General features: G+C 55.6%; 17 protein-coding genes. 9 read left to right on the top strand and 8 right to left on the bottom strand.

Annotated features, from left to right (window positions below; genetic code table 11):
• Positions 1-3 precede the first annotated feature (3 nt).
• The 8 genes from tssG to LA5095_RS19940 all read right to left on the bottom strand — a co-directional run bounded on the left by tssG (position 4) and on the right by LA5095_RS19940 (position 9516).
• Positions 4-1707 (bottom strand): type VI secretion system baseplate subunit TssG, encoded by a 1704-nt coding sequence (gene tssG / locus LA5095_RS19975; RefSeq protein WP_055118166.1) that lies wholly within the window; start codon positions 1705-1707, stop codon positions 4-6.
• On the bottom strand, positions 1704-3701 hold the full coding sequence (tssF, locus tag LA5095_RS19970) for a type VI secretion system baseplate subunit TssF (protein WP_055118164.1): 1998 nt from the start codon (positions 3699-3701) through the stop codon (positions 1704-1706). Before tssF ends, tssG begins: the two co-directional genes overlap by 4 nt.
• A complete protein-coding gene (gene tssE, locus LA5095_RS19965) occupies positions 3698-4249 on the bottom strand; it encodes a type VI secretion system baseplate subunit TssE (RefSeq protein ID WP_082443017.1) in 552 nt (183 codons plus the stop codon). The genes tssF and tssE overlap by 4 nt, the downstream gene beginning before the upstream one ends.
• 146 nt (positions 4250-4395) lie before the next feature.
• Positions 4396-4881, bottom strand: a complete 486-nt coding sequence (locus tag LA5095_RS19960; RefSeq protein WP_055118160.1) for an Hcp family type VI secretion system effector — start codon at positions 4879-4881, stop codon at positions 4396-4398.
• 204 nt (positions 4882-5085) lie between these two features.
• Entirely contained in the window at positions 5086-6609 is a 1524-nt protein-coding gene (gene tssC / locus LA5095_RS19955; RefSeq protein ID WP_029066023.1) for a type VI secretion system contractile sheath large subunit, read from the bottom strand.
• Positions 6610-7164: a type VI secretion system contractile sheath small subunit gene (tssB, locus tag LA5095_RS19950; RefSeq protein ID WP_055118158.1), complete on the bottom strand. Its 555-nt coding sequence runs from the start codon at positions 7162-7164 to the stop codon at positions 6610-6612.
• Between the two features lie 279 nt (positions 7165-7443).
• Complete coding sequence (locus tag LA5095_RS19945; protein WP_055118156.1) at positions 7444-8727, bottom strand: type VI secretion system protein TssA; 1284 nt, start codon at positions 8725-8727, stop codon at positions 7444-7446.
• Between the two features lie 69 nt (positions 8728-8796).
• Complete coding sequence (locus LA5095_RS19940; RefSeq protein WP_055118154.1) at positions 8797-9516, bottom strand: OmpA family protein; 720 nt, start codon at positions 9514-9516, stop codon at positions 8797-8799.
• Between the two features lie 388 nt (positions 9517-9904).
• Between LA5095_RS19940 and LA5095_RS19935 the strand changes: the two genes are divergently transcribed.
• The 9 genes from LA5095_RS19935 (at position 9905) to LA5095_RS19895 (ending at position 24230) form a co-directional block, all read left to right on the top strand.
• A complete protein-coding gene (locus tag LA5095_RS19935) occupies positions 9905-11731 on the top strand; it encodes a type VI secretion system Vgr family protein (protein ID WP_144436180.1) in 1827 nt (608 codons plus the stop codon).
• A 46-nt stretch (positions 11732-11777) separates the two neighbouring features.
• The gene (locus LA5095_RS19930) at positions 11778-12368 is read left to right on the top strand and encodes a DUF6931 family protein (protein WP_144436179.1); all 591 of its coding nucleotides are present in this window, start codon (positions 11778-11780) and stop codon (positions 12366-12368) included.
• Positions 12369-12391: 23 nt separating this feature from the next.
• Positions 12392-14155 carry a type VI secretion system-associated FHA domain protein TagH gene (gene tagH, locus LA5095_RS19925; protein ID WP_055118148.1) on the top strand — a complete coding sequence of 588 codons (1764 nt, stop codon included), beginning with the start codon at positions 12392-12394 and terminating at the stop codon, positions 14153-14155.
• Positions 14156-14232: 77 nt separating this feature from the next.
• Positions 14233-15567, top strand: coding sequence for a type VI secretion system baseplate subunit TssK (tssK, locus tag LA5095_RS19920; RefSeq protein WP_029066017.1), 1335 nt, complete (start codon positions 14233-14235; stop codon positions 15565-15567).
• The gene (gene icmH, locus LA5095_RS19915; RefSeq protein WP_196892524.1) at positions 15567-17171 is read left to right on the top strand and encodes a type IVB secretion system protein IcmH/DotU; all 1605 of its coding nucleotides are present in this window, start codon (positions 15567-15569) and stop codon (positions 17169-17171) included. The genes tssK and icmH overlap by 1 nt, the downstream gene beginning before the upstream one ends.
• A 40-nt stretch (positions 17172-17211) precedes the next feature.
• Positions 17212-20865 (top strand): type VI secretion system membrane subunit TssM, encoded by a 3654-nt coding sequence (gene tssM, locus LA5095_RS19910; protein ID WP_055118144.1) that lies wholly within the window; start codon positions 17212-17214, stop codon positions 20863-20865.
• A 10-nt stretch (positions 20866-20875) separates the two neighbouring features.
• Complete coding sequence (gene tagF / locus LA5095_RS19905) at positions 20876-21559, top strand: type VI secretion system-associated protein TagF (RefSeq protein WP_055118142.1); 684 nt, start codon at positions 20876-20878, stop codon at positions 21557-21559.
• Positions 21556-22320 (top strand): PP2C family protein-serine/threonine phosphatase, encoded by a 765-nt coding sequence (locus LA5095_RS19900; RefSeq protein WP_082443018.1) that lies wholly within the window; start codon positions 21556-21558, stop codon positions 22318-22320. Before tagF ends, LA5095_RS19900 begins: the two co-directional genes overlap by 4 nt.
• On the top strand, positions 22320-24230 hold the full coding sequence (locus LA5095_RS19895) for a serine/threonine protein kinase (RefSeq protein ID WP_055118138.1): 1911 nt from the start codon (positions 22320-22322) through the stop codon (positions 24228-24230). Before LA5095_RS19900 ends, LA5095_RS19895 begins: the two co-directional genes overlap by 1 nt.
• Positions 24231-24239: the final 9 nt, after the last annotated feature.

Below are 24239 nucleotides of genomic sequence, written 5' to 3'. Positions count from 1 at the left end.
GACCTATTGATAAACGGATGTATGCCGGCGAACGGGCCGGAAGCGCGTGTCCGTCAGCATGTCTTCTTCGTCGTCGAATTCCGCGTCGTCCGGAACGCCCGTATCGGCGGGCTTTAGCCAACCAATGTGACCAAGCGTCGCCGAGCTCAAACCGTCCATCCGGACAGCAGAAGCACAGCGTTTGGGCAGCGCGAGTTCGATTTCGTATTCAATCTCGAGCCCGAGATAGAAATCTATGAGATCAAAGAGTTTTTCGGTCCATGGATTTGGCTTTGTCCGTGTCGGTGGCAGGAATTTTCGATATTCATCCAGTGACTGAGTGAATATTCTGATACGGATTTTGTCGCTGACACTGTAGATCTTCGACCCGACAATTGTATCCATGCCGAGTTGTCCGGCTCCGCCGGGCCCAAACCCGCCGATGCTGAGCTGGTCGTCCGGTTCAAGATGCAACCATGTGCCGACGCACTGATCGATATCCACATCAACGCCGAACACACCTGTGATGAGCGCTTTCAATCGCGCGGCGCTTTTGGACTTCGAGGAACTCAGACCAGCATAGAGGAGTTTGAGCCTGTCATCGATACCATCAAGGTCCTGGTAGATTGGTCCACCGATGCCGATGCTGGAGCCGAGATATGCAAGAAACCGGTCGTCGTCCGGACGGTCGTGCTGGACGATTGGTCTGGCGTCCGCCCAGGCTCGAAAGAAGAGCTGAATGAAGCGATTGTTAAACACATCCAGGAACCGGGGCAAACTGTCGTCACCCCGCAAACCGCGCATGATCGCTTCATCGTTGAGCGCCGAGGGAAGCGCACCCTGAGGACCGAGCATTCCCAGGAACCGCTCCATAAGGATCAGTCCGTTGTCTGCATCGCGGGTGGCCCGTTCGATTGTCGAGGTAGCGAATTCGCCGGTCGGGTCCTGTCCAAATCGAACAATGTCTTCCATCAGCCGGCGGCTTTTGCCGATGCGCGGAGGGGCCGGCTCATCGGCCTTCTTTGGGTCCATGCCAGCTTGTGCAGCTCCGGGAGCGGTCTGTCCTTCCAGCATGCGCAGTACCGCGAGAAGGTCATGGCCGCCCGGATGTTTCTGGACACGGTCGCTCAGGGCTGCAAGCAGTGATGCATATTGCTGCTGAACTGGAACCTCTATCCGGGTTTCTGCCGGTGGTTTCGGGTCTTTCGGCATTTCAGTGTCGGCCGGTGATGCGTCCGCAGTAACCGCGTCGACAGGTTCGTCGTCCGTTTCATCGGTTGCCGGGAGTGCCTCTTCATGGGCTGAAACTGTTTCGGCTTGCGTCAGGTCCGTCTCAAATGGCGCCGGCTCGGAGCCAAGTTTTGCTGGTTCTTCGCCGACAGGTTCAGACGCGGTTTTATCCGCCTCGTCTGCCGTGACGGCGGCGGTTTCCTCATCGTTCTGATTGATCGTTTCAGATTCAGTCGCGGGCGACTGGATCGCGTCTTCCGATATTGTCCAGGGATCTGTTGCGGGAATGTCTATTTCCGTGTCCGTGTCCGCTTCAGCCTCGACGGCCGGAGCGTCGGCATCTGAATCCGGGTCGGGAAGCTTTGTATCTGGAGTATCGTCCGGGTCGGGCCATGCCGTTTTTGCGCCAGCGAAATGCACAACAGTCTTGTCGCCCTCCGGTACATTGTCCTTCGGGCGCACCTTTGTTTTCTGGTCCTTTTCGTCCAGGTCGCTCATAGGATCCCTTTGGCGCCGATCCTCGGTGGCCATTTCATGATGGTACCGCGTTCCGTCGTTGCGATCACGCACTGGGTGAAATGATTGATGGACGCATATTCTGCCAAAAAGCGGTCAAGTACCGCCCCCAGAAGAAACGCGCTGGCTCCTTCAAACGCCTTGTCGTCGAGAGTGATTGTAACTTCCAGCCCACGTGCCACACCGGTTCCGGACTTTTGCTGAAGCCTGCGAACAACCGGGCGGGTCGAAACGGCACGAACTGATTGCGCCTGCCTGTCGGCCGCATTGTCGGATAAAGGAGCGAAGAGGCTCAGAATATCGCCGAAGGAGCGGCCATCTTTACCGGCCGCGTCGTGTATCAGTCCTGTGTGATTGAGCGCGAGTACGTTGATCAGGCGCCAGGCAATTGCGCCCACGTGCCCTTCTTCGCCCAATCTCTCATTGTAGGAAAGCAGCGGTGGTCTTGGTTGTGTGGGTCCGGCAACACAGTCAACCTTGAGGCTGACGTCTTCCAGAATGCGGAAATCTCCGATGTTCGACTTGTCCGGATTGGTTCCGACCGGCAGATCGGCGGCAATCGCGCGGTTGGATGCCATGACCTTCAGGGACAGTTCGGCAAGTCGTTTGTTGCCACTTTGAAGGATGGCAGCAGCTTGAGCACCGCTTGAAATCGTCACGAAGGTCTCGGTCCCGATATAGGACCTTGGCTGCAGTCTGCGAACCTCGCTGGAAGATTGCCTGCGGGGCAATCTGCGAACGGTATAGAACCATTCATGCCCCGCTTTTTCAGTGTCCGGCGCCACGCTGTACAGCGGCTCGACCGTCCTTTTTTCACCACCCGAAAAGTGTGCATTCACTTCGGTGACGGAATGAACCTCATAGTCGAGAGGCCTCGTGCGATCCGTAATGACGGCGAATTCGTGTTGGCCCTTCTTGATCGGCACTCTGTCCGTGGCTCTTTCGAACAGGTTGACGGCGGGAGATGTGTGAAGAGCGAAAATCTTGTGCTCGACATGGGAGGGAAGGCGGGTTTCGGCCTCGTCGAAAATGAAGACGATTTCGAATGACTTTGCCTTGACGCGATCCAGGTGGCGTCGCAGACCAGTTAGCCGAAAACCAAGAAAACTGCGCGGAAAATTGAAGTAGTCCCTCAGATGGTCGAACCCGATGAACAATCGCCGATCATTGTGGAGCAGCGCATCGTCCTCGTCAAAGCCAAGCTGTTCGACGGCGTTGACCGGCAAACGTTGCAGAGATGCCTGGCCAAAGGCGTCCTCGGTTCGAAGATAGACAGCGATCGTATGCCCGAAAATCTGTTCGTAGATCTTGGCCGCGAGATCAAGGGGCCCGATCAGCCGGATTGGCAGGTCATCAATCCTGCAACCGGCCACCTGGTATTCCGGTTTCTTGAGCGCTTCCTCGTCGGAGACTTCATTTTCGTCATCCTCTGCCATCCGGTGCGTCAACTTGATGGCCAGGCCCGCTCTCGTGCGCTTGTCTTCTGCCATTTCCGCGCCGAGTCCGGAGACCTGCGCCGCTGAGCTCAGATATTTCGCCCCGGTCAGTTGCAGCGGCGTCAGAACAATGGGCGCGGTGAGCGTGAAACGGCACCTGACTTCGCCCTGCCGCTCCCGAAACACGGCCTCCAGGGGCGCGTGCCGGTCGATCTTGATACCGGACCTCAGGTTGGCATCGCCGTATTTTGGCGTCACGCGCGCCAGTACCATGGACGGGATGGGAGCGAGGGCCGAAGGGTAAAGCTGCTCAAAGAGATTGGACGTGAATTCTGAAAACTCGTGCTTCATCTTGAGTTGAACGCGGGCTGCAAGAAAGGCAGTGCCTTCCAGAAGTCCCGACAACATCGGATCGGATCGGTCCTCAAGCAACCCACCCAGCCTTTCGGCAACTGCAGGGTAAGCTTCAGCAAACGCTGCGCCTTGCTCACGCAGGTAAGTAAGTTCCTGATTGAAAAGGTCCAGAAATTCCCGGTTCATCCAGTCGCCCCGATAATCTTGATTCGACCGAATGCAGGGTCGACATCAGCAATGAATTCACTGCTGACGCGCACCGGGTCACAACGAATTTCGGCTTTGATAACAAATCGTACCTTAAATGTATCGCTCTCGACATTGTCGTCGCGTACGACTTGCAAACTACGCGGATCCATACGTGGTTCAAAACGAATGAGCGCCTCGCGAATATCGTCGGCGAGGCGTTCGATCTGTATGGTATCGACAACATGTACGGAAAGGTCCGGCAGGCCGAAGTTCAGGATTGAATTTTCCACCTCGGGAAAATCGGAAAGATCTTGTGTCGAATTGAGATTGACCGTGTTGAGCAACGCCTGCAAGTTCTGCCGAACTTCCGACAAAAGGGTCTGCTCCGATACACCGTAAGCGCGCGACAGTCTGCGGCCTGACTTGAGAGCTTTACCGGATGCCGAAGCCTTCTGACGATCCTGTGCGGCCTTGTAGTCCGGGTCGTCCATGGCCCGGAATGCCCACATCAGTGGCGAATGCATTTTCACACTAGATTTTGCCATCGGCAACGCCCACGAGAATCCGGTCCTGGATGATGTGCGAGAGGACCAACATCAAGAATGGAATTCTTGTGCCCGACTTTGGAGAAGCGCCCCTCGAAAACACAGGCTGCCGCTCACTTGGAGCGGCAGCCAATTCGGCGAATGCCTTACTTCTTGGTGTTCGCTGCAATGTCGAATGCGAATTCCGGCGCTGCGCCCTTGGAACCGTCCGGCTTCTGTTCGGTATAGACGTACTTGTACTCACCGAAGTTCAGCGTGCAGTTTTCCGTAAGACGATCGTCGGCACCGCTGCCACCAGTCGATACGCTCGTGACGATGATGTCCTTCATCTCGATCTTGATGTACTCAAGCGGAGAGTCGCCAGCAGCCTTGCGGCAGTAGAAATAACCGCCGGCAATGTGTTTACCGGTCGAAAGGTGCTGCAGCAGAACCGGGGTCGATTTGTCGACATACTTGGTAATGCTGAGATCCTGGAAATGTGCCTTTCCACCACCGGAGCCGGAGCCCATGTGCGTTGTACCGGATTGCGAAGCACCCCAGGACCAGGAAAGAATATCAATTTCTTCCTTGTGAGTTTTGTCCTGTGCTTCACCCTTGATGCCTTCAAGCTTCAGAAAATAATCAACAGCCATTTTAAGTAATCCTCTTTTGTGTCAGGCCGGCACCTTTCGACCGGCGCTGTGCTTCCAATATGTGACATCTACCTCGGACCTTCTGGTCCAAACCCCTTGGCGCATTTGCGTCTCGTTTGCACCTCCACCCGGTCGAACCGGATTGCATCCTCGAGGGATGCCTGGCGATTGGGCGGATCTCCGCCCAACTGCCAATTCTGAAAATCAGTTTCCGTCTTGCGGAATTCTCGAGGCCAGGCTCATGCCGATATCCATGCCCTCAAGCTGATAGTGTGGACGAAGGAAGAACTGGGCTCTGTAGTATCCCGGGTTTTCCTCGTCATCGATGATGGTGACTTTCGCCTCGCGAAGCGGCTTTCGTGCCTTGGTCTCTTCAGTCGAGTTGTCAGGATCGCCATCGACGTAATCCATGATCCAGTCGTTCAGCCAGCGCTGCAGCTGGGCGGACTCCTTGGTGGATCCGATCTTGTTGCGCACCATCACCTTCAGGTAGTGGGCGAAACGCGTGGTTGCGAACATGTAGGGCAGCCGCGCAGAAAGATTGTCCGAGGCAGTTGCGTCCTTGCCGTCCGGGCCGGAGAACTGACGTGGCTTGAAGACCGACTGCGCACCAAGGAAGGCCGCCTGGTCGGTATTCTTGCGATGAATCAGCGGGATCAGACCCAGTCGCGAAATTTCATGTTCGCGACGATCGGAGATCGCGATTTCAGCCGGGCATTTCTGATCCACACCGCCGTCGTCCGTTTCAAAGACGTGTGTCGGCAGATCTTCAACCAGGCCACCGCTTTCCACGCCGCGGATACGAACTGTCCAGCCATATTCCTTGTAGGCGGCGTTGATGTTCTTCGCCATCGCATAGGCGGAGTTCATCCAGGCATAGTTGTCGTGCGTGTCTTCGTCGAACTCTTCCTCAAAGGCGAATTCTTCAACCGGATCGGATTTGGCACCATAGGGCTGACGCGCCAGAACACGTGGTAGCGACAGTCCCAGATAACGAGCGTCCTCGGATTCGCGCAGCGTGCGCCACTGAGCGTGGATTTCCGTATCGAAGACCTTGGACAGATCGCGTTTGGCCGGAAGTTCAGTCCAGCTTTCCATCTGCATGAGCTGCGGATCTGCCGCCGCAAGGAACGGTGCATGAGCAGCAGAAGCGATCTTCGCCATGCCCCTGAGGACGGTAATGTCCTGCGGATCGTAGGAGAATTCGTAGTCGCCCACGAGGCAGCCGTATGGTTGACCTCCGAGCTGACCGAATTCAGCTTCATAGATCTGCTTGAACAGCGGGCTTTGATCCCACTTGGCGCCGCGGTAGCTCTTGAAGACACCTGCAAGTTCCTTTTTGGAAATATTCAGGAACTGCAGTTTCAAGGACGCATCGGTCTCCGAATTATGAACCAGGTAATCGATGCCGCGCCATGCGCTTTCGAGCTGTTGGAACGCCGGCGCATGAATGATCTCGTTCACTTGCGACGTCAACTTTTCGTCGAGCTTGGCAATCATTTCATCGATGGTGTCGTAGACATCATCCTTGATCAGCGCTTCGTCCGACAGGGCCTCTGAGAGGAATGTCGACATCGCGTTGTCAACGAGTTCATTGGCCGTGTCTTGCTCGCTCTTGATACGGAAATTCTGTTTCAAGATCGAAGCGAATTCCTCCGGGGTTTTTTCACCCGCAACTTCGCCGACGGCGGCACCACTCTTTTGAGCGCTTGTATCGGTGTTGCTCATTTATGCCTCCTCTTCATCGCCTTCCGCTGCGCCGTCATTCGACGACGAGGCACTGTCGGCTTCAATTTTCTTGGCGAGTGCCTGCATCAGTGCGGGATCACGTGTCAGCTCTTCAAGTTGACTGATCGCCTGCACCCTGCCGTCCATCATCGTGCGCAGAGTTGCCAGGCTGTTGCGTGCATCAAGAAGTTTCTTCAATGCCGGTACCTGCTCGGCAACCTTTCCGGGTGTGAAGTCATCCATGCTCTTGAAACGCAGCTGAACGCCAAGTTTTGTGTTCTCATCGCCCGAAAGTTTATCCTCCACAGTGAAGGACGTGCCGGGCTCGATCGCTTCCATGCGCTTGGAAAAATTGTCCATATCGATATCGAGAAACTTGCGCTCGTCGACATCTGCCTTTTCAACTCCCGGACTGTCACCTGACAGATCGGCCATGACGCCCATCACGAATGGCAACTCGACCTTTTGTTCTGCGTCAAATGGATCCTCGTAGAAAATGTGTACTCTGGGTGGCCTATTTCGCTTGATAAAGCTTTGCCCGCTACCTGATGCCATTGTACTTGCCTTTCGTATTTTGACCTCAGAAAAAAATGTTCAATTCAATCAAGTACTCGTACATGGCGCATAAAATACTGTGTCTTTATTTGAGTTGCGCCGCGTTGTTGAAACTATATTTACTTCGAATTCCTGGTTTTGGAAGTGATCACAGTCACATCAATGTCGCTTTACAAATTTTCCTCAAATATTGAGGACCCGTTAGCCGCCTGTGTCAAGGACAAGTATGAGAACTCTAGGGAAACAAAGGTGTTGCTCGTGGCCATGATGGTTCCAGTCTCACTCGTCTTCCGGACGGAGAAAGAGGTTGAGGAGGCCGGTGAAGGACCCGGAGCTCATGTTTTGTGCCTCTTCCAACAGCATCGGGATGGGGCTTGTCGGCTCGTTGGCAGAAAAATATCCCTTGACGGCAGCAATGCCCTTAATCGCATCCGCACGATTCTCAATAACCAGAACAGAAAAGTCGTCGATGCTTCCAAGTTCGCTTTCTTCGCCCTCGTTGAGCTCAATAAGCCTGTCGTTTGAAAGTTGAAGCCCGCTTGCACCGAGCAAGAGTGCGACTTCGTCGAATCTCCGGGGCATCAGAATTTTCAGGGCGTCCAGATAGGACTTGCCAACAAGTCCTCGCGATTCTCGCACCAGAAACAAGGCCGGGTGCGACGGTTCACGGGAGGAGAAATAATCTTCAACCGAATCCAGTATCAGTTTGGCCTGTGCGGCGTTTTTGATTTCCAGGTTGGAAGTCGCGGAAGCCCCGGTGCCGGTCGCGTCTTCCTCGTCGCCTTCAGACGTTGCCGCTTCGGCATCATCCGGTGACATCCGGCCGAGACGAAGATTGAGCTCTGCGCTCATCTCCTGCAGCAGCGTCATCAATGGTTCGTAGTTCGGCGGCGACGCTTTGGCCTCGGCTTCGGTCAGTTTCGCCGAACTGACTTCAGCGATTGCCCGCAACTCGTCAGGCAGTTCTGCGAGATCCCGCAGCACGTCCTCGATGACATCCTGTTCCAGCTCGCCTGATGTCAGGGCGGCTTCAATGGCTCCGAGCGAAATTGTGTGTTCATCGGGACGGGGTGTTGTGTCCCCGTTGGCGATCTTGATCGCGCGATAGCTGATGGGACCGCTGCGTCGTGTCTTGAGAAGAGGGGCGGCTTCGAGCGGAAGGGTTACTGTTGGTCGATTGTTGAGCGCTTCGAGTGCTCCGACGCGCTCCATGTGTCCGAAATCGGCATCCTGAGGATGAACCTGGTCCCAGTGATCTTCCAGGAGTTTGCGAATAATTCTGATCACATTTGCAAACAGGTGCAACTGCCCGTTCAGGAGGGCGAATTGCGCGAGCATTGCCAGCAGGCGGAGGTCCCTCGACTGCTTCAGGAACCCTTCCATTTGCTTGAAAATGTCAGAGAATTCTATTTCCGAGCGATCGAAGTCGCCAAAGCGTTCGGGCAGCATTTCCTCGCATGCATCCATCAGGGCTGCGAATGCCGGCTCCGTATCATAAAGGTCAGGGCCGCACCCGGCACCGGGCGAAAGTTCGCTGCCAAATGTCTCCGGATCGAAATTCATCTGAGTTTCCTGCCCCAATTCCCATGTCCCTGCCGATACGCTTCCGGCAGGGACGTCGTCTGAAAAAAATTATTCAAAAACGAGTTTGCTTTCGACCCTTCTGTTTGACGGGTCATTGATGTCGGCGACAGCCGGTCGAGTTTTGCCATAGCCGACGGTTTTCAGGCGGTCTCTGCCGACACCGAGGGAGACCAGGAATTCGGATACGGCTTGTGCGCGGTCCTCCGAAAGGCGCTGGTTGTAGTTCAGCGAACCGATCCCGTCAGTATGGCCTTCGATGACAAAGACGGCACTTGCGAGTTCCGGATCAGCAATCCCCTTGGCAAATTCCCGCAGGTTCACCTTCGCCTCAGTGCTCAGGCGCGCCGACGCGTATTCAAACGAGACGAGTAGATTGAAACCTTCGTCGATTGCCTTGGTATCAGGATCCACCACGAGTGTTTCCGCTGTCTGGTTGTCACCGGCGTTGGCATCTGGATCCTGTGAGGTTACGGCGACCTGGCCACCTTCTTGTTTGGCACCATTCGGATTGCACTCATCCCTTGTCCCGATACACAGCGCACGCGTCTGTCCAGTCGGTTTGAGCGAACGTGTCTTCAACTGTTTGAAATGTTGGCTCACTTCCTCGGCGGAGTAGGTCGCATCTTGAGCCGATGCGGTTCCAATTCCGAAATTCGATCCGGCGAATACGAGCGAAAAGGCGGCTGCGCACAGTACTGTCTTCATCCGGGAACCGGCAAACTCTTTACGGTAATTTGCGGGACCGGAAACAAGGCGGTGATAGGTCACGATTTCAATCCTCCCTTTTGGAGTGCGTGCGAACAATGTCGCATTTAAGTTTCGATATACATCGTGCCAGATTTTGAAAATATTAATGTGGCGAAAGTCACTAAAGTACGGTTTGATATCAGTATGTCGAATTGCGGTGATTTATCAAGAGGAGGCAGGCGTGAGTTTTTTGTGAGGCGGGCAAGAGTCTAATGTGATCTGTTTTCAATTTAAGAATCAGCTGGGTAAGTTATCAATCAACGCTTGGTAATTTCCGACGATGGCGTTTAAACTATTTGCAATAATTGTGTTCCCGAGCACATCAATTTTGTCGGAAACGCCATAGGAAATTGTCAGACGACTGCAAACGGCAGTTGTTTGTAACCGAAGTATTTCCGAGGAGACCTCCGTGGCCACTGGACAACTCAGACAAACCGATCGCATGGCCGAACTCAAAACGGTCTTTGGCGAAGATGAGCTCTCCTTAGTCACCGTAGAGTGCGATGAGGGATTGAGCGAAGAATTCGAGATTCGTCTTGAAGTCGTAAGTCAGCAGGAAGATCTGGATTTTGATCGCGCCATTGCGACTCACATGACTGTAAAGGTCAAAACGAACAATGGTGATACCCGTTACTTCGACGGACTTTTGACGGATGCCAGGTGGGCAGGGCATCAAGGCGGATATTACCGTTATAAACTGCTCCTGCGCCCCTGGTTCTGGTTGTTGACCAAAAACGCCAATTGCCGGATTTTCAAGGACATGTCCGTCCAGGACATCCTGGCCGAGGTTCTGGGCGAGCACGACTTTGCTGATTTCGAAGACAAGCTCACCGAATCATACGATCCGATCCATTATTGCGTTCAGTATCGCGAGTCGGATTACGACTTCTGCTGCCGGCTGATGGAAGAGTTCGGTATTTCGTATTGTTTCGAACACTCCGACGGCAAACACACCATGATTCTTGCCGATTCCAAGTCGTCCTACAGCCAAATTGAAGGCGATCCCAATATCCCGTTCATTCCACTCGGGGGGGACAGTCAGCGCGACGAAGAACACATCTATGACTGGATACCGGGCCGGAATTTCAGGACCGGAAAATTTGCGATCAATGATTACGATTTTGAAAAACCAAGTGCTTCGCTTGAGGCTGAAAAAGACGCAGGCTCCTCCTATCGGGCCGGTGCGCTGGAAAGCTATGACTATCCCGGCCGATATACCGAAAAGGACAAGGGGACGAAATACTCCAACATTCGCCTTGAAGCAGAGCAGGCAGCGGACAAGCGCATCGAATGCGCAGGCGAGGTCGTGCGTCTTTATGCAGGTGGCCTGTTCACACTGAAAGAGCACCCGCATGGCCCGCAGAACAAGGAATACCTTGTTGTCCGGGCGAGCCACCAGATTATCACCGAAAGCTACCGGTCTGGCGAGAGCGGGCCTCAGGAAGAGGCCTACACCGGTGCCTACGACGTCCTGTCGACAGACATTCCATTCAGAACGCCGGCGCATACTTCGAAGCCGCGTATTCCCGGTCCGCAGACGGCCAAGGTCGTGGGGCAGGGAGAAATCGACGTCGACGAATACGGTCAGATCATGGTCGAATTTCACTGGGATCGGGACAAGACACAGTCGCGCCGTGTGCGCGTTGCGCAGGTCCTGTCCGGACAAAACTGGGGCGGTGTTTACACTCCGCGCGTTGGCCAGGAGGTGATCATTCAGTTCCTGGAGGGGGATCCAGACCAGCCGATCGTTATCGGAACCGTATACAACGCGGACAACATGCCACCCTATTCCTTGCCCGGCGAGAAGAACAAGTCCGGTATCAAGACAGATTCAACAATTGGCGGCGGTGGCTACAACGAGATGGTCATGGATGATTCCAAGGGCCAGGAAAAAATTGGTGTACACGCACAAAAGGACATGGAAACCGTCGTTGAGAACAATGACGATCTTCACGTGAAGAATGATCGGACCACCAAGATCGACATGAACCGCACTGAAGAAGTCGGCATTAACGTGACCGAAGACATTGGCGCGACCTGGAAAGTCAAGGCAGGTGCGATGATCGAATTCAAATGCGGCGCGAGCAAGATCACTATGACGCCTGCGATGATTCAGATAAAATCACCCGTAATCCAGATTCAAGCGGACGCGACCTTGAATGCCAAGGGAGCCCTGACAATTGTTGACGGAACCGCAACGCATATCGTGAAGGGCGGCGTCGTTCTGATAAACTGATGTGTTGGCGCTGTGAGCATGACGGACTGCTGATGGAGTAATTTGAATGGGATCTCGTATCCGTTTTACAATGGCGAAGCAGGTTTTTGAGACATTTCCTGAGTTGCATGAGAAGGTCAGCTCTCCCGAGGGTGATGTCTCGCCACAGGACTACACGCTTGAGATTCTGGAAGGTGAGGATCCGTTTTTGGCAATCACCTATTTCGCACACATCTTGCCGAAACCGGAGGCGGTCTGGTGGGGAATAAAGTGTGTTGAAGGTCTCGACCGTGAGAAAAGCGACCATGACCGCGAAGTTCTCAAGCTGTGCGAGAATTGGGTCCGCGAGGGAGATGAAGAGGCGCGTCTTGCCGTTGTCGCAATGACGGAAGACGCTCGTGGCGACAGTGGATCTCTGTGGATCGGGCGCGCAGTGAACTGGTCCGGCGGGTCATTGTCCCCCAACCCGGACTTTCGTGTCGATGTTCCACCGGGTCTGACTGCGACGGCTTTGAACGCCGCGCTGCAAATCGTAATTGGCAATCTGGGACCGGGCGAGCGCGAAGAGGGTCTGAAGTCTTGCCTTTCCTCTGGCCTGTCATTCGCTGAAGGTGGGGTAATGCCCGTTATCAACCTCAAGAAACAGGCAATCGCCTGAGAGCGAGCGGGAGACATGCTGGAATGCGTATAACGCTCCAGATTGAAAATGTGGATCGACTCGAAACCGGTGGGCAGGTTTCCTATACCTGCTCCGACCGCGGATTTGATATCGGCAGGCACGAGCATCTTGATTGGAGCCTTCCGGACCCGCAGCGTGTAGTCTCTGGAAAGCATTGTGAAGTCCGCTTCGAAGGTGGGCAATTTGTCCTGTACGATGTTTCGACCAACGGCACGTTTCTCAACGGCAATCCGAATCGCATGGACAAGGCGCACCCGCTTCGGTCCGGCGATCGGTTGATGATCGGCGACTATATCGTCGTGGTATCGCTTGATGCCGAGGGAAGCGCTGCCGCCGGGTTTGGCGGTGCGCCTGCGTCAGGTGCTGAACAGGGGTTCCAGCCTCAACCGGCCCAATGGCAGGCACCACAACAGCCCGCACCAGCAGCAGCCGAGCCGCAATGGCCGTCCGCACAGCCGCCGGTACAGGCACCTTATCCCGATCCGGGTGGAGGAGGGCCCTGGAGTGGCGCTCCATCCGCCGGGATGGAAGGACGGCACGCTCCGCCATCTCATGCACCAGGTGTTGGAACCCCGGCTGATGACGTCTGGAGCCAACAGGGTCATGGATGGGGGAGCGCGGATCCTGCGCTGTATGACCCTCAGTCACAGAGGCCTGAGGCTGCACCCGCCAGACCTGCACAAGCGGATCCCCTGGACCATCTTGCGGCACAGCCGAGCGTTCAGCCGCAATCACCGGCCGTTGAGCAGCAACCTGCTCTGCAAGGCGAACCTTCTCAGGCCGCCCCTTTTCCGGGAGCTGCTCCGGGGGCAGCACAGCAGGGTGCAGCCGAGCCCATATTCAAGATGCCGGACATCGCCGCCGGTGAGGAGCCGGTAGCCCCACAACCTGCAGTGGACGCGCCGCCCGCTGAGCCTGCTCCTCAACCGCCGCAACAAGAACCTGCAGATGTCTTTCCGGCAGAGCCGGAAGGTTCTCCGTTTCCCGACACTCCGGCAGAGGACGCGTCGGATCATTCTTCTCGAGGAGCAGAAGCCGAACAGCATGTGCAAGAGGTAGCCACTCCTTTGGAGGAACCCGCACCGCAGGAGCGCGCGCCTGTTGCAGAAATTGCCCAACCGGTGAAAGAAGCTCGGCAATCGGCCGAACAGGTCGGTGCTGACGTGGTCGAGATTGCAGGCGCAGACTTCCTAAAGGCGTTTTCGGAAGGTGCGGGCATTCCTGAAACGCTTCTGGCAGGCCGGGATCCTGAAGAATTCGCCCGGGAGATCGGTTCAGTCCTGCAGGATATTACAAGCGATCTGATGGGGTTGCTTCAGGCACGCAGCAAGGTCAAGGCCATGACCCGGAATGCAAACCGCACACTAATAAGCCGCAGCGGAAACAATGCGCTGAAGTTCTCTCCGACACCTCAAATGGCGCTTCAGACGATGCTTGCGCACAATGTCGAGGACACTGGTTACCTGCCGTTGCCCAAAGCTATGTCTGCCGCCTTCAAGGATATCCAGAAACACCATGTCTGGACATATGCGGCAATGCAAAAGGCCGCAGCACGTTTTGATGAAACGCTTTCGCCAAGGGCAATTGAAGAAGAGGGAAAGGTCGCCAAGAGCACATTCAGCAACCAGAAGGTAAAGCTCTGGGAGCATCTGAACGAGCGTTGGAGTTCGCTGGCAGGTGCTTATGACGATGGTCTGGTCGGCGTTTTCACGCAATACTTTACCGAAAGTTACGAAGAATTTTCAAATGAAGAGCCGGAGCAATAAACGGCTGGCAAATATTGAGTAGGCTTGAAGTTTCATGGGCGAACAGACGCCGGCAAGATTAAGGGAGCAGTGCCTGAATGTCGTGGTATAGCAAGGTTGCATGGACCGAAGGCCTGTTTTTGAGGCCGCATCATCTGCAGCAGAGCGACCGGTACGCCGAACATTTGCTGGATGAACGTATCAGGCTTGCCTCCTCATATCCTTGGGGCTTTTCAGAGATTGAAATCGATCAGGATGTCGGGCAGCAATGTCGATTTGCGCTGCGTTACGGACGCGGTATTTTTCCGGATGGCACCGTTTTCAACTTTCCAGCCGACGGAACGCCGCCACCAGCCATTGATGTTCCCGAAGATTCAGCCGGCCAGATCGTCTGGCTCGGAATCCCGGAGACGACCGTCAACGCTGTCGAGGTGGCCAGCGGCAGGGAAGATGCGGCGACGCGCTACGTTCAGGGTCGCGAGACGATTATCGATTCGACCTCGGCCATTCGGCAGGAAGAGGAAATCGATGTCGCACATCCGCGGCTGATGTATTCGATACGGGCCACGCCCCATCCGGGACATGTCTGTCTGCCGGTCGCCCGTATTACCGAAATCAAGGACCGTATCGTGATCACCGACGGCACGTTTGCGCCGCCGGTTCTTGCCTGCCACGTACATCCCGTCGTGACCGGATGGATCGACTCGGTGATTGGCTGGGTGGAAAGGAAACTGAGTGAACTTGCGCGATATGCAGCCGATACGTCGGCAGGCGGCGGATTACAGAATTTCGATTACCTGACGCTGCAAATGCTCAATCGGCTCCATCCGCAACTGATGCATCTTCGCAAATCGGCTTATGTGCATCCTGAAAGGGTCTATTCGGAATTTATCCAGCTGGCAGGTGAACTGGCCACATTCGCAACAGAAGAACGGCGGGCCCGAAACTATCCGGTCTACGATCATGACCGTCTGCATGACATCTTCAAGCCGGTGCTCGCCGATATACAGGCGTTTCTGTCTGCCGGTTACGACCGCCGTGCAATCCGCCTCCCTCTGGAACAGCTTGCCCCCAATGCCTTCAAGTCGACGATTGTCGACCGCAATCTTTTCTCGCAGGCGAGTTTTGTCATCGAAGTTGCGGCACGTCGTCCGCTCACCGAGATCCAGAACGAATTTCCGCGGCTGTTCAAGGTCGGTCCATTCGGCCAGATGCGCCAGATCGTCTATTCAAATCTGCCGGGTATACCGCTAATTCACATGCCGGTCCCGCCCGCTCAGATCCGGGCTCTTACCGATCGGGTCTATTTCCGACTGGACAAGACGACACCGCTTTGGCGCGAATTCAGCCAGGACTCCGCGATCGGGCTGCAATTTTCCGGCAACTGGCCGGACCTTCAGCTTGAATTCTATGCCATTCGGGAGGGACGATGATGTCGGACAATGACGATCCCTTCGGTGTTTCCAAGCGAAAGGGTAAAACGATTGTTCGGCCCAACCCCGGGGGGCGTTGGAGCGAAACGTCACAGCCGGGAGCGCCGCAACAGCCGCAGCAACCTCCACCACCGCCCGCACAGGGCCAGCCGCCACAGGCACCGCCATCACCACAGCCTCCCGGTGCTCCCGATCCCTGGCAGGGAGGACGCGGGTCGGGTCCTGACCCTTATGCACCGACCCCGGCAGGTTATGAATACGGCCAGCAGAAAGCACCCGATATCCGGACGCCGCCACCGGCTCAGCCTTCGGCGCCGCCGCCTCAACAACCAGTCCAACCCGCTGCCGCTCCAGGAGCACAACCAGCCGGACAACTGGCCCAAACTCCGGACATAAACCAGATCCGCGTCGCAAATCGGAATCCGATTTCCCGTGCCGCAGCGCCGCTGCTTCTCCTTTTGGGACGGCTGCATCTGACAATGACCGATGCGCAGTTCGACGCGTTGATGCGCGATGTCTACAATGCCATCAAGGCCTTTGAAAAAGACTTGCGCAACGTTGGCATCACCGACGACCAGATACAGTCGGCCGCATATGCACTATGCGCCACATCGGACGACATCGTTCAGAATCTACCGTCCGCCGGAAGACATCAATGGACGCAGTATTCCATGCTGACCCAGTTCTTCGGACAGGCAACCGGTGGCGTGGAGTTCTTTCAGGTTCTTGAGAAGGCCAAGCAGGATCCGGGACGAAACTATGGTGTTCTGGAAGTCATGCATTCTTGTTTGTCGCTCGGGTTTTACGGAAAGTACCGTGCGATTCAGGGTGGTCAGCAGGGACTGGAGCGTGAGCGGCGGGACCTGCACGAAATCCTGAGACGCGTCCGGCCCCGTCCGGGTGACGATCTTTCACCACACTGGCGCGGACTGGACCTGCTTCAGAAACGCACCGGATTTTCAATTCCTATCTGGTCGGTCGCAGCCGTTGCCAGCGCGTTGCTGCTCGGCGGATATGTCACGTTGATGTTGCTGCTTGCAAGCGGCAGCGAGGTCCTGGCAGGCCGCACGTCGGCTCTTTATCCGACCGGACCGCTCGAGCTGGCTCGGGAAGGTTACCAACCGAAGCCGCCACCGCCGCCGGCACCACCGGATGATGCACCGATTGACACGGTTGCAGAGCAGCTTGCCGGCATTGACGGATTGGAGATTTCTCAAGCCGGACCCGCCATAATGCTGCGGATGCGCGCGCAGTTTGATGTGGCCGCAGCAACGCTGCGCCCCGAGTTTCAGCTTCTCGTCGAACAGGTCAGCCAAACGCTTGACCAGATGGAAGGCGATATTCTCGTCGTTGGCCATACCGACAGCGATCCGATCCGAAACAATCCGCGCTTTCCGACAAACTGGCATTTGTCCGTCGAACGGGCGAAATCCGTCGCGGCTGTAATGCAGGCCCTATTGCAGACGCCGGACAGGGTCGAGGTCGAGGGACGTGGCGCGGACGAACCCGTAGCTCCCAACACCAACCGTGAAGGCAAGGCACTCAATCGGCGGGTCGAAGTGTTTTTGAAACCACCATCCAAGGGACTGGTGATTGACAACTGATTTTTAATCTCCGGGGCAACCGAAGTACAAGGCGACGTCAATGAAATTCTGGCTCGGAATAACGGCAATAGTGATTGGAATTCTTGCCCTCATTGCTCTGATCTGGTTCGGAGGGCCTTTTCTTGGCATTGCCGGCGTGCGCCCGTTTGAACCGCTCTGGGTGAGACTGCTGCTGATCTTCTTGATCCTTCTCACGATCGGTGGCTGGACCGGGTACAGAATTTACAAGCGTATTGCGGCCAACAGGGCCCTGGAACAGGAGATTCTTCAGCCAAAGGCGAGTGAAGAGGATCTCCAGATCCTGTCTGAGCGCATGAAAGATGCGCTGAAGACCCTGAAGACAGCCAGCGGCAACACGCGCACATATCTCTATGATTTACCCTGGTACCTGATGATTGGCCCTCCGGGCGCAGGCAAGACCACGGCTTTGATGCATTCCGGGCTGAAGTTCGCCAACTCCAGGGGAAAGGGCGAAGCGCAGAAACTCGAAGGTCTTGGTGGAACGCGCTTTTGCGATTGGTGGTTTGCTGAAAACGCAGTTCTGATCGATACAGCCGGCCGCTACACGACACAGGATTCCGACGAAGAACACGATCGGGAAGCGTGGCTTGGTTTTCTGAACATTTTGCGCAAGGCCCGACCACGACAGCCGGTCAACGGGGTCATGGTTTCGATCAGTCTGGAAGACCTGATGACGCTTTCGGACGCGGAACTCAAGGAGCATACAGACGCGATCCGGGCACGGCTGATTGAACTTTACAAGACATTGAAGATCGACTTCCCGGTCTATGTCATCTTCACGAAAGCCGATACGGTTGCCGGTTTCATGGAGTTTTTCGGATCCTATCCGGAAAGCCGACGGAATCTCGTCTGGGGCGCAACTTTTCAGACGCGCGAAAAGAACAAGAACATGGTCGCCGAGACTCCGGCGGAATTCGATCTCTTGATCGAACGCCTGAATGAGGAACTGGCGGACAGGCTTCAGGAGGAACCCGATCCGCGGGCGCGCCTGATGCTGTATGGTTTTCCGACACAGGTTGCGGCGCTCAGGGACCGGATAACCGGATTTCTAAATGCCATATTCGAACCCAGCCGGTACTATCCGAATGCTGTTCTGCGCGGGTTCTACTTCACATCGGGAACCCAGACAGGAACCGCGATAGACCGGGTTATCGGGTCAATGAGCCAGGCGTTCGGTACCTCGTACCAGGCCGCCGCGCTTTCGGGGCAAGGCAAGAGCTATTTTCTTCGCGATTTGCTCAACCAGGTCATCATAGGGGAAGCCGGTTGGGTCACGCATAATCGTCGAGTGGTCCGAATGGCGACGGCTGCAAGAATTGCAGCCTACACCGTGATTGTCCTGGCGACCCTGGGGCTGGGAAGTCTGTGGACGATCAGTTACCTGAACAACCGGGCTCTGATCGATGAAACGGCAAAGGCTGTGGCTGCAGTCCGCGCGGAAGGTGAGGGCGTTCTTGAACAAAGGGTCGTGCGCGATGATAGCTTGCGCGATTCTGCTTACATTCTCTCGCTGCTGCGCAGTCTTCCGGTAGGCTATGATACCCGAAACGATCCGACGCCTTTCATGGAAAAATTCGGGTTGAGCCAGCGCGAACGTCTTCAGGCTGCCGGGATCACGTCCTATCGAAGCGGTCTGGAGCGCTTGCTGCGTCCACGCTTGTTGCTTCGGATAGAAAAGCAGATGACAGACGTCCTAGACAACCGGACAGGCCCGGGAGGACAGGACATTGAGTCGCTTTACAATCTGATAAAGCTGTATCGCATGGTCGCCGGTGACGCGCCTGAAATCGACAAGGACCAGATCAAGAATTCTTTCCGAGCGGACTTTCTGCAGAGTTTCCCCGGACCACAGGGACAGGTTCTTCGAAACGAACTCAATTCGCACATAGCCGCGATGCTCGATCTCGATTTCGGCGGCAATGTGCTGACCGATCAACTCGACGGCGTTCTTGTCGCGGAAGTGCAGCGGGAACTTGGAAGGGTCAGTCTTTCCGAACGGGGCTATGCGCTGTTGAAGTCAAGATCCAAGGGGCTTGCAAGCGAAGACTGGATCGCGGAGCAACGCGGCGGTCCGGATATGGAAACCGTGTTCGAAACGGAAAACGGCGACACCCTGGACACGGTTCTGGTTGACAGATTCTACACCTACCCGGGCTTTCACCTGTCTGTTCTGCCGAATCTGGCCGGCATCCGGGAAGAGCTTGAACGTGACAGATGGGTGTTTGGCGAAATTGGCGAAGTGGACGCTTTTTCCGATCAGTACCAGTCTCTGCCGGCAGAGGTCCTGGCGCTTTACACGAAAGATTTCATTGAAGCCTGGGAGGAAGCGCTTGGAAATCTGAAATTCAAGTCCATGCGAAACGACAAGCCGCTCTATACGACACTTCAAGCTGTCTCGGCGCCGACGTCTCCGGTCGTTCAATTGCTGGAAAGCATTCGCAATGAGACATTGCTCACTCAAGACCTGTCACAGGAGGGGCTGACAGCGTCGCTTGATGGCGGAAACGCAGCGCAGGCCGGCAAGTCGGCAGCCCAGAAAGTATTTCAGCAGTATGTTCTCGATCGGGCTGGTGGCCTGAAACGAATAGGAATTGAAGCCGGTGTTCAGGCGCTGGCACCCGGGGGTGTTTCCGACGCGCTTGGAGCCGTAGCCGGTGGAGGCGGTCCTGTGATCATTCCTGGCAAAGGGATCGAGGACCACTTCCGACCGTATCACGTCCTGGTTGAGGGAGAAAACAGCCGGAAAATTGACGCGCTGTTGGTCAACTTCAAGAATATCCTGGACAATCTTCTGGTTGTCGCAAACAACCCGGTCCAGAGTGAAACCGCAAATTCCAACGTTCAGATCCAGGCATCATTACTGAGAAGCAATGCGACCCGCTTCCCACAGCCTTTTGACAAGCTCATTCTCCAGTCTGCCAAGGAATTCGATGAGGAATTCAAGGAGACTTCGATCACTCAGCTGAACGAAAAACTCAAGTCGCAGGTGGTCGAGGCGTGCCAGCGGATCGTGACGCGCAATTACCCGTTCACGAATGGACGTTCTGAAGTTCCAATGACGGAGTTCGCCAAACTTTTTTCACCAAACGGCATCATGCAGCAATTCTTCGATCAGAACCTGAAGGCGCTGGTGGATACGTCGTCACGGCCCTGGAACTGGAAACCGGGGGTGGCACAGGCTGACAGGCTTTCAAATGCAACGCTTCGCCAGTTCGAGCGTGCCGATCTGATCAAGCAGGCGTTTTTCCCGACCGGAAACGCGTTTCCCTCGATCGGATTGCAGGTCGTGCCGCGCGCATTGTCCCAGCAGGCTGATGCTGCCAGTCTCGAAGTCAATGGAAACCTCGTGCTTGTGACGCGTGGGCCTGGATTCAACGCGGATATTGAACCGCTGCCGGCAAGTTTCGACTGGCCGAGCAATACGGCGACCCCGCGTGTTGTGCTGGTAATACAGCCGGAAGTGCCGGGTTACAGATCCCGTCAGGAAATCCACGGTGATTGGGCCTTTTACCGGTTCGTGCGGTCCAACAGGGTCAGCTCTGGCCAGAACAAGTTCGTGATCCGGAAAACCCTGGGTGGCAGGCAGGTGGCATTCACCGTGACACTTCGCACCAAACCAAACCCGTTTTTCCTCTCGGCCGTCGGAGACTTCAAATGCCCGACAAGCTTTTGAAGATTGCCGCATGAGCGGAAAGAAGGGATATTTCGGCAAATTGCCGGACAGGGCCGACTTTGTCGTCGGTAATTGTCCCATGGGATTCCTGAACCTGTGGGAGCCGTTTCTGATGAAGGGACTGGGCAGTTCCAGACAACTCCTCGGCTCTCGATGGGAAGAAACCTATATGACGATGCCCGTCTGGCGTTTTTGGCTGGAACCGGTAGACGGGAGTGCTCCTTTTACCCAGGCAATCGGCGGCGCCCTGATGCCAAGCGTCGACAAGGTTGGTCGAAAGTTCCCCTTAACGATTGCCGTCGCCTCATCTCCTTCTGAAAATGATGAGCGACCGTCGGACGACTGGTTTGATGAAGTCGAGGCAGTGCTGCTCGGAGCGCTCGAAGAAGACGCAAGTCTGAAGGATTTTCAGAAGGCAGTCAGTGGGCTCGCCGACATCTCCGGCAGCGGAGGGGCCAAGGACTTAGCAGATGGCAAGTCGTTGGCGGCGGATGCTGGGACAACGGACAAAATTAGCTCGTTGTTCTGGTGCCGGGCGGGCCGGCAGGTGTTTGCTTTCAATTGCGCCGGTTTACCGGACGCAACAGCATTTCGCTGGTTGCTTTTGCCGGAGTCATTCGGTGCAGAAGAAGCCGGCAACAAATTGGTAGGGAAAGACCATGGGCGATACCATCCGGAGGATCATCGAACATGATGCAGCCAGAACATGAGGCAGTGCGGGGACTTTCAATCGGGCTTACACATGTGGGGTGTGTACGTGACGAAAATCAGGACGCATTCTTTTGTGATGAATCAAAAGGTATATTCGCCGTTATGGATGGCGCCGGCGGCATGAAGGGAGGAGCGATTGCGTCCAATCTTGTCAAGGATGCGCTCACGACAATAAGGATGCCATTGAGTGCGGTGGATCTTCTGGACCAGTTCGAAGGTCGCGTCATCGATGCCAAGGAGCAAATTGAGAGAGCCTCGACCAATGCCAACGGCGCAGCCATGGGAACAACCATTGCGGCCCTTCTGACTTTTGAATCCAACTTTGCATGTCTCTGGGCCGGTGACAGCCGGGTCTATCGGTTCAGGAGCGGCCAGATGGAGCAACTGACAACTGATCATACCGAAGTTCAGGAACTTGTTGACCAGAACGTATTGACCGAAGAAGAAGCAAGAAACTTCTCCAGGAGGCACGTGATCACAAGGGCAATAGGGTCGGGCCTGGATCTCGAACTTGAGCTTGTATCCGGAAACCTCAGGGCTGGAGATCGATTCTTGTTGTGTTCCGACGGACTGACCGGACATCTCGAGGACGCGGTGATTGAAACTTTCCTGATGGAAGGTGCTCAAAGGTCGGCAGCAAGGGGATTGCTGGACGGTGCGTTGGAAAAGGGTGGCACTGATAATGTGACAGTCGTTATCGTGGACATAGATCGTATCTCTCGGGGTGAAGGAGAAGCCCGCTGATGAATCCTGACGACCATTTGTTGCCTGGTGGTACTCGGCTCAACAATCTTTATGAAATTGAAGAGCATATCGCCGACGGTGGTATAGGGACAGTGTACCGTGCCCGGGACGTGGAAAGCGGGGATCCGGTCGCGATCAAGATCTTGCTGGCCAATTTTGCCAAGGATCCCATGATCCTCGACCTGTTCAAGCGCGAAGCCAAAATTCTGCGCAAGCTGAAACACGATGCATTGACGCAGTACTTTGTTTTCGCAAAGGAACCGACGCTCGGCGTTTATTACCTGGCGATGGAATTCGTTGGCGGGCCCTCCTTGAAAACACGGCTGGAGGCGGGGCCGCTCGAGCCCGAGGCGGTTTACAGACTTGTCGTCAGACTGGCCTCTGCATTGCAGGCGGTCCATGATCGGGAGGTCATCCATCGCGATTTGTCGCCGGACAATATCATTCTTCAAAACAGTGATGTCGGTCAGGCAAAAATCATCGACTTCGGAATTTCCCGTGCGAACAAGGCCGGACCCACAATCATCGGCGACGGACTCGCTGGCAAGATAAACTACATGTCTCCCGAGCAGGTTGGCCTGTTTGGCGGCAAGGTCACGGCAAGAAGCGACATATATTCATTGGGGCTCGTGATTGCCGAAAGCCTGACAGGCAGGCAGACGGACATGGGCGGTACCCAGGTCGAAATGGTGGAAAAGCGTCGGATTGTTCCCTCGCTCGACGGTGTCGACAATCGTTTCCGGCCGCTGCTTGAGGCAATGCTCCAACCGGACCCGGCACACCGACCGTCGTCGATGTCAGAAATCGCGGAATGGACGCTTGGGGCGCCCATGCGCCTGCCCGTCGAGGACAAAACGATTATCAGGTCGTCCGAACCTCCTCCCGAGCAGTCTGTTCTGGACGAGCCACCTTCGCCGGTCCGGTGGGGGCGCCGGGTACTCGTTGCATTTTCCCTGCTGGGATTTGCAGGCGTCGGCGCAGCAGCTGTTTACTTCGTCGTCGGGCAAAACCTGCCGGAGCAGAATCAGAAGCCGGTTCTTGTGGCACAGCCTCGTGAAAATGCGCCGGACAGGCCCGCCCAACCAACGGATCAGAACAATACTGACGTGGCGCAGGGCGGTAACGATATCAACGTGGATTCGTCCGGCAACTCTGGCCAGGATACCCAACCGGTTCTGCCGGATCCGCGAATCGAGAACCCGCCTGTCAAGGACTCGACTGATATTGCCGTATCGCCGCCCGTCTTGCCGGACAATGATTTGCAGAATGGGACCCAGCCGGACGAGACTTTGAAACCGGCAGACCGTATCCGGAATTACGTCAGCAACTACCAGGCCGGCGACTGCATGTATTTGCAGCCCGTCCAGGTCGCCGGCAATTCGGCCGAGATCGAGGGGTTCGCGTCAAGAACGCCACCTTTTATCACATTCGACAGCGATTTTACCCAGTCGCAGGGGTTTGAAGCCAAGATACAGGTGAATCTTGTCAGCGATGCACAATGTCCCGCCATCGCATTCCTGCGGGCCACACCACAGGGAAATGAAAAGACCGAACTCCAGCTTGATATGCAGCGAACCGTGGTACCGAACGGAGAAAACATGGCCGGTCGTATTTCCGGTTACGATCCGTCGACGGGTGAACTCGGGCTTTTGTTCGTGTCGAGCACCGGTCAGGTTGTCAACCTGTCTCCATATCTGCAGTCGGATGACGGCGGGGCAGGGTTCGTCGTACCGTTGAGCCTGAAAACGCTCTCGGAAGAAACCGGATTGATCATTTCAATGGTGGGCAGAGATCTTGTTGCGAACCTGTCCGGGCGCCAGGAAAAGCAGGCCGGTGCCTATTTTAACGCGCTCATGCAGGACTTGCCGATCTTGCGGGCGACGGCAACGACAGTCAAAGTGGTGCCATGAGTTGCGGTG

This window comes from Roseibium album (assembly GCF_001404515.1).
Taxonomy (GTDB): Bacteria; Pseudomonadota; Alphaproteobacteria; order Rhizobiales; family Stappiaceae; genus Roseibium; species Roseibium album.
Note: the sequence above shows the minus strand (reverse complement) of the source record. Positions and strands in the feature narration are given on the sequence as shown.

Excerpts from the sequence above, each read along its gene's own strand:
- LA5095_RS19930 (WP_144436179.1), top strand. The coding sequence starts at position 11,778 with ATGGGATCTCGTATCCGTTTTACAATGGCGAAGCAGGTTTTTGAGACA.
- tagF (WP_055118142.1), top strand. The coding sequence starts at position 20,876 with ATGAGCGGAAAGAAGGGATATTTCGGCAAATTGCCGGACAGGGCCGAC.
- LA5095_RS19945 (WP_055118156.1), bottom strand. The coding sequence starts at position 8,727 with ATGAATTTCGATCCGGAGACATTTGGCAGCGAACTTTCGCCCGGTGCC.
- tssK (WP_029066017.1), top strand. The coding sequence starts at position 14,233 with ATGTCGTGGTATAGCAAGGTTGCATGGACCGAAGGCCTGTTTTTGAGG.
- tagH (WP_055118148.1), top strand. The coding sequence starts at position 12,392 with ATGCGTATAACGCTCCAGATTGAAAATGTGGATCGACTCGAAACCGGT.
- tssC (WP_029066023.1), bottom strand. The coding sequence starts at position 6,609 with ATGAGCAACACCGATACAAGCGCTCAAAAGAGTGGTGCCGCCGTCGGC.
- tssE (WP_082443017.1), bottom strand. The coding sequence starts at position 4,249 with ATGGCAAAATCTAGTGTGAAAATGCATTCGCCACTGATGTGGGCATTC.
- icmH (WP_196892524.1), top strand. The coding sequence starts at position 15,567 with ATGTCGGACAATGACGATCCCTTCGGTGTTTCCAAGCGAAAGGGTAAA.
- LA5095_RS19900 (WP_082443018.1), top strand. The coding sequence starts at position 21,556 with ATGATGCAGCCAGAACATGAGGCAGTGCGGGGACTTTCAATCGGGCTT.
- tssG (WP_055118166.1), bottom strand. The coding sequence starts at position 1,707 with ATGAGCGACCTGGACGAAAAGGACCAGAAAACAAAGGTGCGCCCGAAG.
- LA5095_RS19960 (WP_055118160.1), bottom strand. The coding sequence starts at position 4,881 with ATGGCTGTTGATTATTTTCTGAAGCTTGAAGGCATCAAGGGTGAAGCA.
- LA5095_RS19895 (WP_055118138.1), top strand. The coding sequence starts at position 22,320 with ATGAATCCTGACGACCATTTGTTGCCTGGTGGTACTCGGCTCAACAAT.
- tssM (WP_055118144.1), top strand. The coding sequence starts at position 17,212 with ATGAAATTCTGGCTCGGAATAACGGCAATAGTGATTGGAATTCTTGCC.
- tssB (WP_055118158.1), bottom strand. The coding sequence starts at position 7,164 with ATGGCATCAGGTAGCGGGCAAAGCTTTATCAAGCGAAATAGGCCACCC.
- tssF (WP_055118164.1), bottom strand. The coding sequence starts at position 3,701 with ATGAACCGGGAATTTCTGGACCTTTTCAATCAGGAACTTACTTACCTG.